This is a genomic window from Allocoleopsis sp. (genome assembly GCF_036703385.1).
Lineage (GTDB): Bacteria > Cyanobacteriota > Cyanobacteriia > Cyanobacteriales > Coleofasciculaceae > Allocoleopsis.
Genome location: NZ_DATNPA010000144.1, coordinates 1 through 13,206, shown reverse-complemented (window position 1 = coordinate 13,206; position 13,206 = coordinate 1). Strand labels below are relative to the sequence as shown.

The window sequence follows — 13,206 nt, the reverse complement described above, 5'->3', positions numbered from 1 at the left end:
TCGTCCGTTTAATTAAATTTTTTCTTTTCATCATTCAAATAATTGTATTAAGATTAATGGGTATAAAAATTGTTTGGACTGTGCATGAATGGGCCGACAGATGGGGGAATGGCAAGAATGTTATTCCTCCTAGATGGGCTGCAATCATCGGCAGGCTTTTTCATGCAGCAATTGCCCATAGCAATACAACTAAGGATGAAATAGTAAAAGCATTTCGCTTGGAGAACCAAGATAAAGTATTTGTGGTATTACATGGAAACTATATAGGGAGCTATGAAAATACAATTAGTCAAATCGAGGCTCGGAAAGCCTTAGGGATACCAACTGATAATTTAGTCTTCCTTCTTTTTGGACATATACATCGAACCAAAGGATTTTTGGAAGCCATTGATGCCTTTAAGCAGTTACAAGAAAATCAAATATCACTGCTAATTGCTGGTTATCCGGCAGAGGAGCAGATAGAAGAACTGATTAGAGATAAAGTTAAGGACAACAAAGATATTCTATTCGTACCCAAAAAAGTTCCCGATGAAGAGATTCAAATTTATATGAACGCCTGCGATTGTGTCCTAGTTCCCTACAAAGTTTTTACAACTTCAGGTGTGACTATTCTGAGCATGTCCTTTGGAAGAGCTTGTATTGCACCCCGTATAGGGTTCTTTAAAGATGTATTAGATGACTCTGGCTCTTTTCTTTATGATTCAACTCATGAAGATAGCCTGTTGCAGGCAATGAGCTGCGCCATAAAAAAGAGAGAGAGTATATTAGATATGGGAAAACACAATTTGCAATTAGCTAAACAATGGAGTTGGGACTACGTTGCTGAAGAAACAATTAAAATTTACGAACGGTGTCTAGGTCATCAAAATCAATAAATAATTGAGGCAAACTGCCATATAATCAATCAATTACACGGAACCAAACAGTAAATGTAGCGGACGATTGATTTATTAAAAAAATAGGAGAGATGCCCTGATTAAATTAAAGATAAATCTATACAATTTTAAGTAAATAAAAAATGCTAAAATCAGCTAAAAAACTATATAGTCTATTAGTTCCCTTAGATATCCGCCATCAAATTAGATTAGGTGTATACAATAATTTGAGAAGCTTCGGGATTCTCGATTATTTAAGACGCCTAGGACTTTCAACCTGTAAAAACTATCTCCCTATAAATTTTAATAATGCAGAAGAAACTTTAAAAATACATAATGAATATGTCAAAATTCATAAAATGATAGAAGAGGATAAAATTAAACCAGCAGAGCATTTAGAGGAGCAAAAGTTAGAGGGTCTACAGGGATTTGTCGCGACTACGGAAACTGTATTGCTGGATATAGCTAATTGTGGATTTTCCTTTCGAGACAATTTTCTTTTTGATCAACAGCTGAATGCTATTGGTGAAACTAGAACAGAAGAACTGGATAGGCTTTTTCCTGTTCCTGTATATTACAAAGTACTTTCAACGCCAACTAAGTTAAAAGGAACCGTTGCTTACTTATCCGATTCCGATCCAGGGAACTATTATCATTGGATGTGTCGGACACTACCACTCCTGAGAATTTATCAGAAGTTTTTTGATTTGCAGGAGATTGATTTTTTTTACGTTGGTCAATTTTCACTTTCTAGTTTCCATAAAGAGAGTTTGACACAAGCTGGCGTTTCAATAAGCAAAGTAAGGCAAGAAGCCTGTACCGCAGATAGGCTGCTAGTGGCAATTACGAGCCGCTCAATACAATATGGAGACCCCATTAACAAGGCAGCTTATCTTTTTAGCAGGAACCTTTTTTACAACAACGCTAGCTTCAACATGGCAAACAAAAAGAAGCGTATTTATGTAAAAAGAGGCAACGTTAATAGGAGAAAACTGACTAATGAAACTCAAGTCATTGCTTTACTGGAAAAGTATAGATTTGAAGTAGTGGAAATGGATAATAAAACGGTACAAGAGCAAGCAGAAATATTTTATCAAGCTGAGGCGATAGTTGCTCTTCATGGTGCTGCTCTTACCAATTTACTGTTTATCCAACCAGGAGTGAAGGTGATTGAATTAATACCTTACGGGTATGTGAATAACTGCTTTTATGTCATGGCGAACTATGGAGAAGCTGATTATTTTTATTTGCAAGGCGAAAAAATAAGAAAAAGCCAGGTAAATGTACGCAACATTGATGTATTTATAAATATTCATAAACTTGAGAGACTATGTGAAATGGCTTCCCTATAAATCTTATGCCAAGAGAGTTTAAACTCTTTTCAGTAAATCCTCAACTTAAATATTGCTCGAAGATAGATGAATTGATAGAGAATGTTTGACAAGAGTACCGTTTTAACACTAATCTCTGAAAGAAAGGATTGAAGCTGTGAAAATACTGCTTCTCAGCACTAGTGAAACGGGGACAGGTGCTGCCCGTTCGGCTTACCGATTACATCAAGGTCTTCAGGGCATTAATGTTCATTCTGAGATGTTAGTGCAAGCGAAACAGAGTGATGATAGAAGGGTCATTGGCTCACCGACTAGCTCTGGGATAGCGAAAGCTGGGGTTGGGCTAAGACTAACTCTAGATCACCTACCGCTAAAGTTGTATCCCAAGCGCGATCGCACTACTTGTTCTCCCCAATGGCTTCCAGACACAATCAGTTCCAAAGTTGCTCAACTCGCTCCAGATGTGATTAATCTACATTGGATTAATGCGGGCTACCTACAAATTGAAACAATCGCCAAGTTTAATAAGCCTATAGTCTGGACGCTACATGATATGTGGGCATTTACAGGAGGATGCCACTATAGTCAAGATTGCGATCGCTACACAGCATCCTGTGGTACTTGCCCTCAACTTCACAGCAGTAAAGATTGGGATTTATCCCGTTGGGTATGGCAGCGCAAAGCCAAGGCTTGGAAAAATCTTAATCTCATGATTGTTACTCCTAGCTTATGGTTAGGCAAGTGCGCCAAATCCAGCTCTCTTTTCCAGGAGCGGCGAGTTGAGGTAATTCCCTATGGGCTTGATACTGAAAAGTACAGACCGATTGATCGACAGGTAGCGAGAGAACTGCTCAATTTGCCTCAAGATAAATGCCTCGTTCTTTTTGGAGCATTAAGCGCAACTGGGGATCAAAGAAAGGGATTTCACCTATTGCAACCAGCGCTGCAAGACTTGAGTAAGTCTGGGTGGCAAGATAGATTGGAGCTAGTTATTTTTGGTTCCTCTCAGCCAGAGAATCCGCCTGATTTGGGTTTTAAAGCTCATTACTTGGGTACATTGAACGATGATATTGCGTTGGCATTAGTGTATTCAGCGGCAGATGTCTTCGTCGCACCCTCAGTTCAAGATAACTTGGCGAATACTGTACTAGAGGCGATCGCCTGTGGAACACCCTGTGTCGCCTTCAGGATCGGCGGTATGCCGGATATGATTGAACACCAGGAAAATGGCTATTTAGCCCAACCTTATAAAACTGAAGATTTGGTACAGGGAATTGCCTGGGTGATAGAGAACAACGAGCGGCAAAAAAAACTCAGCGAACGTGCTCGTGAGAAAGCCCAACAAGAATTTACTCTGAAAATTCAAGCGCGTCGTTATCTGTCTCTTTTTACCGAAATTTTGGCTGGCTCAAGCACCAAAAACACTAACTTTGAGCAGCTTGCAGTCTACTGGGAAGAACCGGAGGGTAAACGTTGAACCCTCAATTAGTCAAGCATTTGGGGATGAAGTTAGAAGCAGCGAGCATTAGTTTATTGCTTCTATATTACCTAGGCATGACTGGATTGCCAGAGGGTCCGATAAATGCCGCCAGCTATGGAATTTTGGCTATTTTAATTACTTGGCGGTGGAAGCGATTTATTTATGTTGCTACTAGAGACATACCTCTACTGTTATTACTTGTGACTGCTGTCGCCTCAATTTTCTGGTCTGCCGCTCCGGCGTTTACCATAAATGAGATGAAAACCCTATTACGTGCGATGTTCTTAGGGGTCTACCTGGCAACGCGCTATAGAATTGAGGATTTGGTACGGATATTTCTCTGGGTATTTGGCATAGCAGTAATTCTTAGTCTATTAACTGCTCTAGCTCTACCAGCTTACGGGACGCATGGAGGTGGTTGGTCGAGTCCGTGGAAAGGTATCTTTGGTTACAAAAACGCTCTGGCTTGCGTAGCGACCATCGCCGCTATGCTCTTTCTACTCACTGCCATCACTAGGCGCAGGCAACGGTGGGTTGCTTTAGGTGGATTTGGCATCGCGGCGGCTCTTGTTTTGTTTAGCCAGAGCAAATCGGGTCTGTCAGTCTTTTTAATCTTACTGTTCCTATGGCCTCTCTACAAGTTGGTAAAGCAGCACTATAAGCTGCGGGTAGTTCTTCTTCTCATTGCCATATTGCTGGGCGGCATTGTAGCTATATTACTCTTAAGTAACTTGGAAACCATAGTAGTTGATGGTTTAGGGAAAGATCTTGAATTCAACGGACGTATACCGATATGGAACATAATTATTGAGAAAGGGTTGGAGCGACCTTGGTTAGGCTATGGATATGTCGGCTTCTGGACTTCCGACGCTGGTCTGTTCATCGTATATCATTCATGGGCATCTGAAGGGCATGGAGATGTAACAGCCCGCTTTAATTCTCATAACGCTTTTATCGACTTGTTCGTACAATTAGGTTGGGTAGGATTGTCGCTGTATTTACTTAATTTAATGATACTTTTTTTCAAGGTCATTTCTTTATTGTTTATAACTAAAAAAATAGAGTTTTTTTGGATAATTCAATTTATACTATCTATGATTTTATATAGTCTGAGTGACAGTGTAATGGGGACGATATTAACGCCAAGCTCATTCTGGACAATTTATGTATCAATAGCTCTATCAGTAGCTCTTGAGCAAAAGAGAATTTTAAAAAAAAATTTCTTTGAAAAAAGATTCCATCAAAGCCGATTTAGGTTATTAAAATTAGTCAAAAATAGAGAAAACATCATATGTTAAAACATAATTTTTAGTTAAGGCAATAGAAAGACAATGACTAGGTTAAGAATAATTATTCTTGCTTGTGCTACTTTTGGTATTTTGGGGATTTTGTAAACTTAAGAGTCCTTTTATTTTGGATATAAAAATGTCAATATCTATAGCCTTTGTAATTTGTACGGAACCTGGTCGTTTAGAAAAGCAATCTCTGCTCTTGGCAGAAAGTATCCGTAAGTTCGGGGGAAGCTTGAAAGATACTCCTATATATAGTTTCCATCCACGGAAAGGTGAGCCTATATCTAGAGATACAAGAAATGCCTTTGAATCTCTAGGAGTTTTCCACGAACAAATTATCCTCAACACAGATTTTCACGAATATTATCTAGCTAATAAAATTGTGACTTGTGCCTACGCGGAACAAAATATAGATGCAGATATCTTAGTTTGGTTAGATAGTGATAAATGCTTTTTTGCTGAGCCAAAAGAGTTTTTTCTGCCATCAAACTACAATATTGGTTTACGACCTGAAACTGGGAGAGGTATTGGCTCGAAAGGAAAAGGGGATATTCAAGACAGTTATTGGAAGAAACTCTATGAAATATGTGAGGTAAAAAGCGAAATTTTTGTTAACACTTTGATCGGTAATACAAGGGTTAGAGCTTATTGGAATAGTGGGATGGTGGCTACCAGAAGGGATGCTGGTATTTTTACGGCTTGGAAAAATAATTTTGAGAAAGCTATGAAACTAAAGATTTCCCCTCCCCAAGGAATTTACTTTCTAGAGCAATCACTCCTATCTGCTACTGTTTGTTCAATGGAGGAAAACATATTTACCTTTTCTCCATCTTATAGCTATCCTTTACCCTTGCATAACCGCTTATCAAAACCTGCCAAGCTCAAAAATTTTGACGAAATAGTCTCTATTCATTACTTTAATATGTTTTTCTACAATGATTGGGAAAAGAGCTTAAATAGCCTAAGGAACTTAGACAAAACATCAGATAAATTTCAATGGCTTCGTGAGAGTATTGATAGACACCATATGCCTTTTGCTTCACCGAGTCATAAATATATTCTTAAGATTAGAAAAATAGAGCAAAAATTACGAGTGTTTAGACTAAAAATTAATCTGAGTGGTCTTATAGAACGTCTACTTGGTAGCTAGTTCCTGAAAAGCAGCACAGTTAAACATGGAATTGCCGACTTAACATCAATAACGAACACATGAAACATCCACTGTTAGCGGTTCTTATGACTTGTCACAACAGACGTGACACAACCCTGACTTGTCTTGAAGCACTGAATCAGCAGGAGGTCAATTTTGACGTTTACTTAGTTGATGATGGTAGCTCTGATGGTACTTCAGATGCAGTAAACAAACATTATCCAGCAGTCAGAATTCTTGAGGGCAATGGAAACCTCTTCTGGGTTGGAGGAATGCGGCTTGCGTTTTCTGAGGCACTAAAGGGTAGCTATGACTACTATCTTTGGCTCAATGACGATACTCTGCTCGATCCAAAAGCCCTGAGCAACTTGCTTGACATTCACCATGATCTTGCAAAACGCGGTCATCCCAATTCCATAATTGTTGGTTCAACGCGAGATTCAAGAACAGGAAAATCAACTTATGGTGGTGCGGTGCAATCAAAGCGTTGGTATTCTAACAAGTTTGAATTTGTGGAACCCGGTGAAACTCCCCAAGAGTGCGACACCATGTATGGAAACTGCGTACTAATTCCTCATTCGGTCGCTGAAAAGGTAGGTAATTTAGATGCTGCTTTCATTCATACCCTGGGAGATTTGGATTATGGACTAAGGGCTCGTAAGTTGGAATGCTCAGTATGGGCAGCACCAGGATATGTCGGCACCTGTTCCAAAAATTCTGTAAGGGGAAGCTGGGCAGATACAAATCTTCCTCTTTCTGAGCGTTTGAAAAAGGTGTTTCATATCAAAGGGTTTCCTATCCGACCTTGGACTGTGTTCGTCCAGAGGCATTCAAGTCCATTCTGGTATATTTACTGGCCCCTACCTTACCTACGCGCCATAATTGGCTATAGGAATTTGAATGTCTCTCCTACCTTTTGCGAGGACAGCAAGCAAGAAACACTACAACTTTGATGTAGGAGAGCAGTGATGAATGTATCGTTTTACACTCTTCTGGGCATTAGGATCAATGCACTTACTATTCCCGCACTGAATTCCCTAATTGCAGAAGCGGTTGAGCGTAATCAAAAGTGGATTATTGCCAATCACAACCTGAACAGTCTCCACATATACCATCATGACCCCAAAATGCAAGCCTTCTACGCTAAGGCGGATTATGTGCATATAGATGGTATGCCTTTGGTACTTTTAGGACAGCGTCTCAATCTCCCTTTAAAAAGAGAACATAGAGTTACCTATGCAGATTGGGTATGGCCTCTTATGGCAGAGGCTGCACAGCGAGGTTGGCGCATATTCTATCTAGGCTCAAAGCCGGGAGTAGCTGAGCAAGGAGCAAGTATCTTGCGGGAAAAATTCACAGGCTTAGAGATTACTACAGCCCACGGTTACTTTGATATTTGCCCAGATAGCCCAGAAAACCAAGCCGTTTTAGCAGCAATTCATGCCTACCAGCCGCACGTAGTGATGGTAGGGATGGGTATGCCTCGGCAGGAACACTGGATTCTAGACAATTTGGAGCATATCCAAGCCAACGCCATCCTTCCTAGTGGGGCATGTATAGACTATGTCGCTGGAGCTATTCCTACTCCACCACGTTGGATGGGAAGGCTTGGCTTAGAATGGCTCCACCGTCTGGGGAGTGAGCCTAGAAGACTCTGGAAGCGCTATCTTATCGAACCTTGGTTTATCGCCAAATTATTCTTACGAGAAATGTGGACTCAACACACTCGAGCAAGATAGCTCTAAGCAGACAAAGCCTATGTTGACGAAATTATTTATTGGTAATGATAATTGAGGTTAAGTATATTGAGCATACGTTTATTAATTGTCTCTACTCTAGATTCAAGTCAACCCTTCGGTGCCTTCACAAGACCTTTTTATCTTGGAATGTATCTGGCTCAACATTTTGAAGTTTGTCAGCTGGGCTTGAATTGTTCAGCGGTTGACTATGCACAATCTGTATCCATAGGCTCAAGAAGTTTACGTTCCTACATTCAGGAAGTTCAGAAATGCATAGAAGAGTTTCACCCAGATGTTGTATACGCTCAAGAGACTCTACCTGGCTTAGCTGCTTTGATTGCATCGGTACTTAGAGGGCAGACAAAGTGTCCTTTAGTGTTTGACTTCCATACGCTTTCTGCTTTCGAGTATTGGACTCGCCTGCCTTATGCGCCTCATCGATTTAATGAATTTACCCAATTTATAAAAACCTATATCGCTCAAGGAACGCTGATATTTGCAAATAAACCAATTATTGCTGCCAGTCAGTCAATTATTGAACTTATCCCAAAATGGTATCACACGGTACCACGCAGGATTTACTGTGTTGGAAATGGAGTCACTGAGGATTTGCTCAATGCTTCATCTTCCCACCAGCCCGATCCTTATCATCAGCTTCGACCAGCCAAGATAGTCGTTGTTATTGCCCCCAAAACGTTTTCCTTTCCAACCAACGATATGTCGGTGTCTATGACTCTGGAAGTGGCTAGACATCTAGAGCAACACAGCCAAGACATTCACTTCGTTGTGATTGGACGTAATGCCGATGAACTTGACCAGTCATTGCCCTCAAACATAACTTTCGTTGGTTTCTTGCCACAGAGAAGCGATTTTCTCGCTCATTTGCAGTACGCAGATGTTGGCCTGCTACCATTTTCCAGGCAAGCTGTTGCTGGTGGGGCTCGAAATAAAGCATTAGATTATTTGGCCTGCAAGAAGTTGGTCGTATCAACCCCTGAAGGGCTACGGGGGTTAGAGGAATTTCGTCACCTGCAACATCTCTTGGTAGCAGGAGATTCTGTCGAAGAAGTGGCTAACACGGTACTTGATGCGTGTACGAAACTAGAGCATTACAAACCACTGGTAGAGGCAGCACACACCTTGATTCGAGACAAGTATTCCTGGAGTGCAAAGGCGGCGAGGGTGGCTGACATCCTAAAAAACGAAGTGATACTCCCAATAGAGAAATCAAAAGTAGAGAAATCATAAATGTGACAAAACGGGCGCATATCGTTCAGCGTTTCAGTGGAGATTATTCTAGATGTCCAAAAACTGGTTAATGACTAGACGGCGCGCCCTGTGGTTAGGCTTAGCAAGTTTGACAGGCATAGTTACTCAGGCAGGGTGTAGAGCTATGCGTCCGAGCTACCCTATTCAAGCGCTTGAAGATCCAGCAAGAGACTTTACTGTGCTTGGGGAAGCTTATCTAAGGGAGCGTGCTGCTGCTAAAGGATTGATTTATGGAGCCGCGAGTGGGTATGAAAAATTAACGTCAGACACGAAGTTTACTGCCCGCTTCATCCAAGAGTGCGGCATATTGGTGCCGGAAGGGGAACTTAAGTGGACAGCCCTGCGCCCCAGTCCAGACAAATTTGACTTTACCCTAGGCGATTGGCTGTCTGAATTTGCCCATACTAACGGTATGCTTTTTCGTGGACATACCTTGGTCTGGAACCAGTCCTTGCCAGAGTGGTTCAAGGATACGGTTAATAGCAAAAATGCTGAACAAATACTGACTCATCACATTAAGACGGTTGCAGGGCATTACGCAGGTAAGATTCACTCATGGGATGTAGTCAACGAATCAGTCTCTCCAGAACACGGTCGTCCGGATGGGCTTACAGTTAGTCCTTGGTTAAACTTCTTGGGAGTAGATTACATTGCTCTTGCCTTCCGAACTGCTCGTCAGGCTGACCCGCAAGCTTTACTCTGCTTAAATGAAGCAGTGGGAGGTGGGCAAGACGATAACTTTCGACGCGAAGCTATTCTTACTCTCTTGCAGCGCTTGCTCTCCCAAGGTACGCCTATTCAGGCATTGGGAATTGAGTCCCACTTAGGAGGGCGTTTTTCCAACGCTGACTTAACCACATTTCGAGGATTTTTGCATGATGCTGCGAGTCTTGGTCTAAAAATTCTAATTACTGAACTGGATGTCATAGACAAAGATTTGCCCTTAGACATGAATGTGCGCGATCGCATGGTTGCTGCAGTGTACGAGGATTACCTTTCAGTGGTTTTAGAGGAACCCGCTGTGATTGCAGTCCTTACATGGGGACTGAGCGATCGTTATACCTGGCATTCAACGTACAACCCACGGGAAGACAAAGCGCCAGTGCGCCCCCTGCCACTAGATGCTCAACTGAAGCGCAAATTGGCTTGGAACGCGATGGCCCGCGCTTTTGACAACGCTTCTAGACATAGAACCCACATTCCGGACTCTCAATTGTCACATGGCACAATTAGGGAAACTTCGCCTTAAGCGAAATCTCTTTGAGGGGCAAACTTAATGAACCTATCTCAAGCTGACTTTTCACGGGATGTGGAAAGTCACAGCGATCGCAGGCGCTTCATCAAAAAGCTCATTCCTCGTACACAGAGGACGCACAGGAAAACGAGAGATAGGTAATCTTCCGGCGGAAAGGGAGTAAAGTACAAAACCTTTGACAAAACCATCTGAGCAGTTAGGCTAAAACTACCGCTGCACCAATTTTTACGTGCGAAATTTTTTCCTACTTGTAGAAAATTCGCTTAGATAATCCAATGCTTAAAAACGTTTTTGTCCCCGATCGCATTTTTACCGTCTCAAACGTTCTGTCTCCAGAAGAGTGTGCTGAGTATATCAGCTTAACGGAGAACATTGGCTATACCCCTGCGGGTCTTACCGTCGGTCAAGATGAGTATATGATGGCTCCCAATGTACGCAATAACGATCGCGTAATCCTGGATGATGAGAAACGTGCAGCAGACTTATGGCATCGTATCGCGGAGTATGTCCCCGCCACGATAGATAAGTGGACGGCAATAGGACTGAATGAACGTTTACGATTCTACCGCTATGACCCCGGCCAACGGTTTGCACCACATGGGGATGGAGCCTATCGGCGCAGAAACGGTGACTGTAGCCGATTAACGTTTATGATTTACCTCAACGATGGCTTTGAAGGGGGCGACACTCGCTTCTATCTGAACCACAACTACTTGGAATTATTCGATCCAAATGTGGTGCCTGATGTATCCGTAGTTCCTGCAACAGGTATGGCTCTGTGCTTCCGCCATGAACTGCGACATGAGGGTGCTCGCGTGATTCAGGGTAGGAAATACGTCCTACGCTCTGATGTGATGTACACCGTGATGTGATAGTTGGTTGATTACGCTTAATAAAAAAATGTTTGTAGTGAGCGCTTCAGCGCTTACTCTGAGAGACTCAAGTCCTTACTACTAGCCTCCTGCATAGTATGGCTTTTTTAACAGATACGATATGACGTGGCAAGCAATACTGAGTTGCTAACGTAGAATTTAACAAACCACAGAGGCACAGAGGACGCTGAGATAAGAGAAAGAGAGAGTATGTGTTTGAATGCAGCTTGGTGAGAGTTAAAGAACAGGACTTTTTACCAATCATTGGGTGAGTTGGGTTCTTCTGGTTCAGCCGGTTGAGATTCTAAGGGTTTGATAACTCGTGCGATCGCCTCTTGTACAAATGCCTTAATAAACTCATCCCTGCGATTAAGCTGAAATTGTCGCTGCACCACTTCGGTAATCCCCCCATCACCCCAGTCTTGGTCGTTGCGGAAGTATTCAATAAAACTTTTCCCCGCAATTCGGGTCAAATAAGCAGCGGTAACGCCTTGAATTGCCTTTCCTACAACCAGCGTTGCAACATTTAATTCTAAAGCAGTAACCAGGAGTTCGATCGCACCTCTGACAATCCCCAAACTCACCATTGTTTTTGCCAGAGAGAGTGCCAGTTCTTTGCCTCGCTCCATATTTAAGTCACAGCCGTAAATTTTGCCAATTTCGATGACCATTTGGGCATTAACTGCCGCAGTTGCTAGCAAGTCCAATACAGGCAAGGGTGTTACGGCAACAACACCGGCGCTAATCCACTGAAAGCGTTCCACCACCTTCTCCGCTTGCCGCCTGCGCTGATTATCGATCTGGCGTCGCGTCTCTTCTCCTAAACGCTGAGATTGCAGCAGAATATTATCAGCCACTAACTCTTCTCCTTCGGCTCGCAGCACTGCCGCAAGGCGTCGGATTAAGGGCATCACATCGGTTTCCGGTTGGAAGATTTCGCCATTTTCTAGTTTGACAGGTTGGGGATTGGCTGCGATCGCAACCACATCTTCTACAGCAATAAATCCCTTTACTCGCTGCCGCAACCGCGCCAAAATCGTCTCTTTATCCTCTTCAGCATAGAGGTCTGTTTTATTGAAAACTAGGATACTGCGTTTCCCAATCTCTGCTAAGCGACGTAACGGTTCATATTCCGATTGCCGCAAGTCATTATCCACCACAAACAGCAGTAAATTGGCTTCCGTTGCCAGTTCCCGCGCCAATTGCTCCCGTTGAGTACCGACAACACCCGCCTCTAAAATTCCTGGTGTATCAGTAATCAAAATCCGGCGTTCTAATCCCTTTAACTTCAAACTATACGTCTCTCCCTCGCCTGTCGTTCCCATTGGTGCACCCACTTTCCCCACCATGCGCCCCATCAACGCATTCACCAGTGAGGTTTTACCCGCCGAACCGGTACCAAATACGACGACCTGCAACTCCCCACGCGATAGGATAGATTCAATTTCCCGCGATCGCAAAAGTAACTCTTGCCGCGCCACCTCATCCTGTATCTGCGTTACCTGCTGATGTACCGCTTTTAGGTTCTCCTGTGCGGCTTCAGTCTTCTCGACTGGAACTTTGGGTGTTCTGCTACGCCTACGGGACTTTTGTTTTGAGCGTCCAAACAGTCCAAAATAATAGATAAAGGCAAAAATTAACAGCCCTAGTAAGATAATCAGCAAACCTAGCAAAATATTGGCTAGTAGAGGAGATGTCCAAGCAATTTGAGTATACAGACTATTCAGAGAATAAATCAGCCATAGGATTAGCCCCAGAATTAGGCTAATACCAATAATCAGCGTCAATAAGCGCGACAGAGGCATGAGATTAGTTGGGCTGTTTGTTAATTATTTTAAAACGCAGCCGTCAGGGCAACGATCTTTACCAAAATTTTGAAATTACACGGATTACGTCGCTCCCCAGATCGAGTTAATATAGTGGCACAGGGGTATCGCACATAG

At 42.6% G+C, this 13,206-nt stretch carries 11 protein-coding genes; 10 read left to right on the top strand and 1 reads right to left on the bottom strand.

From position 1 onward, the window contains the following. The 10 genes from V6C93_RS07185 to V6C93_RS07140 all read left to right on the top strand — a co-directional run. A partial coding sequence (locus V6C93_RS07185) for a glycosyltransferase family 4 protein (RefSeq protein ID WP_333475971.1) occupies window positions 1-875 on the top strand: 875 nt, incomplete at its 5' end. Window positions 876-1,018: 143 nt separating this feature from the next. Further along, a complete protein-coding gene (locus tag V6C93_RS07180; RefSeq protein ID WP_333475970.1) occupies window positions 1,019-2,227 on the top strand; it encodes a glycosyltransferase family 61 protein in 1,209 nt (402 codons plus the stop codon). Between the two features lie 136 nt (window positions 2,228-2,363). Further along, window positions 2,364-3,683 (top strand): glycosyltransferase family 4 protein, encoded by a 1,320-nt coding sequence (locus tag V6C93_RS07175; RefSeq protein WP_333475969.1) that lies wholly within the window; start codon window positions 2,364-2,366, stop codon window positions 3,681-3,683. Beyond that, window positions 3,680-4,984 (top strand): O-antigen ligase family protein, encoded by a 1,305-nt coding sequence (locus V6C93_RS07170; protein ID WP_333475968.1) that lies wholly within the window; start codon window positions 3,680-3,682, stop codon window positions 4,982-4,984. Before V6C93_RS07175 ends, V6C93_RS07170 begins: the two co-directional genes overlap by 4 nt. A 127-nt stretch (window positions 4,985-5,111) precedes the next feature. Next, window positions 5,112-6,128 carry a hypothetical protein gene (locus V6C93_RS07165; protein ID WP_333475967.1) on the top strand — a complete coding sequence of 339 codons (1,017 nt, stop codon included), beginning with the start codon at window positions 5,112-5,114 and terminating at the stop codon, window positions 6,126-6,128. Between the two features lie 59 nt (window positions 6,129-6,187). Further along, complete coding sequence (locus tag V6C93_RS07160; RefSeq protein ID WP_333475966.1) at window positions 6,188-7,081, top strand: glycosyltransferase family 2 protein; 894 nt, start codon at window positions 6,188-6,190, stop codon at window positions 7,079-7,081. 15 nt (window positions 7,082-7,096) lie between these two features. Continuing rightward, window positions 7,097-7,867: a WecB/TagA/CpsF family glycosyltransferase gene (locus tag V6C93_RS07155; protein ID WP_333475965.1), complete on the top strand. Its 771-nt coding sequence runs from the start codon at window positions 7,097-7,099 to the stop codon at window positions 7,865-7,867. A gap of 66 nt (window positions 7,868-7,933) precedes the next feature. After that, the gene (locus V6C93_RS07150; protein ID WP_333475964.1) at window positions 7,934-9,115 is read left to right on the top strand and encodes a glycosyltransferase family 4 protein; all 1,182 of its coding nucleotides are present in this window, start codon (window positions 7,934-7,936) and stop codon (window positions 9,113-9,115) included. A 52-nt stretch (window positions 9,116-9,167) separates the two neighbouring features. Next, window positions 9,168-10,385 carry an endo-1,4-beta-xylanase gene (locus V6C93_RS07145; protein WP_414644157.1) on the top strand — a complete coding sequence of 406 codons (1,218 nt, stop codon included), beginning with the start codon at window positions 9,168-9,170 and terminating at the stop codon, window positions 10,383-10,385. A gap of 281 nt (window positions 10,386-10,666) precedes the next feature. Beyond that, a complete protein-coding gene (locus V6C93_RS07140) occupies window positions 10,667-11,263 on the top strand; it encodes a 2OG-Fe(II) oxygenase (RefSeq protein WP_333475962.1) in 597 nt (198 codons plus the stop codon). Between the two features lie 254 nt (window positions 11,264-11,517). Here the strand turns inward: V6C93_RS07140 and V6C93_RS07135 are convergent, their stop codons facing one another. Continuing rightward, window positions 11,518-13,068, bottom strand: a complete 1,551-nt coding sequence (locus V6C93_RS07135) for a GTP-binding protein (RefSeq protein WP_333475961.1) — start codon at window positions 13,066-13,068, stop codon at window positions 11,518-11,520. Window positions 13,069-13,206: the final 138 nt, after the last annotated feature.

Coding starts and splice junctions, on each gene's coding strand:
- V6C93_RS07155 (WP_333475965.1), top strand. CDS start 7,097: ATGAATGTATCGTTTTACACTCTTCTGGGCATTAGGATCAATGCACTT.
- V6C93_RS07180 (WP_333475970.1), top strand. CDS start 1,019: ATGCTAAAATCAGCTAAAAAACTATATAGTCTATTAGTTCCCTTAGAT.
- V6C93_RS07135 (WP_333475961.1), bottom strand. CDS start 13,068: ATGCCTCTGTCGCGCTTATTGACGCTGATTATTGGTATTAGCCTAATT.
- V6C93_RS07165 (WP_333475967.1), top strand. CDS start 5,112: ATGTCAATATCTATAGCCTTTGTAATTTGTACGGAACCTGGTCGTTTA.
- V6C93_RS07160 (WP_333475966.1), top strand. CDS start 6,188: ATGAAACATCCACTGTTAGCGGTTCTTATGACTTGTCACAACAGACGT.
- V6C93_RS07145 (WP_414644157.1), top strand. CDS start 9,168: ATGTCCAAAAACTGGTTAATGACTAGACGGCGCGCCCTGTGGTTAGGC.
- V6C93_RS07140 (WP_333475962.1), top strand. CDS start 10,667: ATGCTTAAAAACGTTTTTGTCCCCGATCGCATTTTTACCGTCTCAAAC.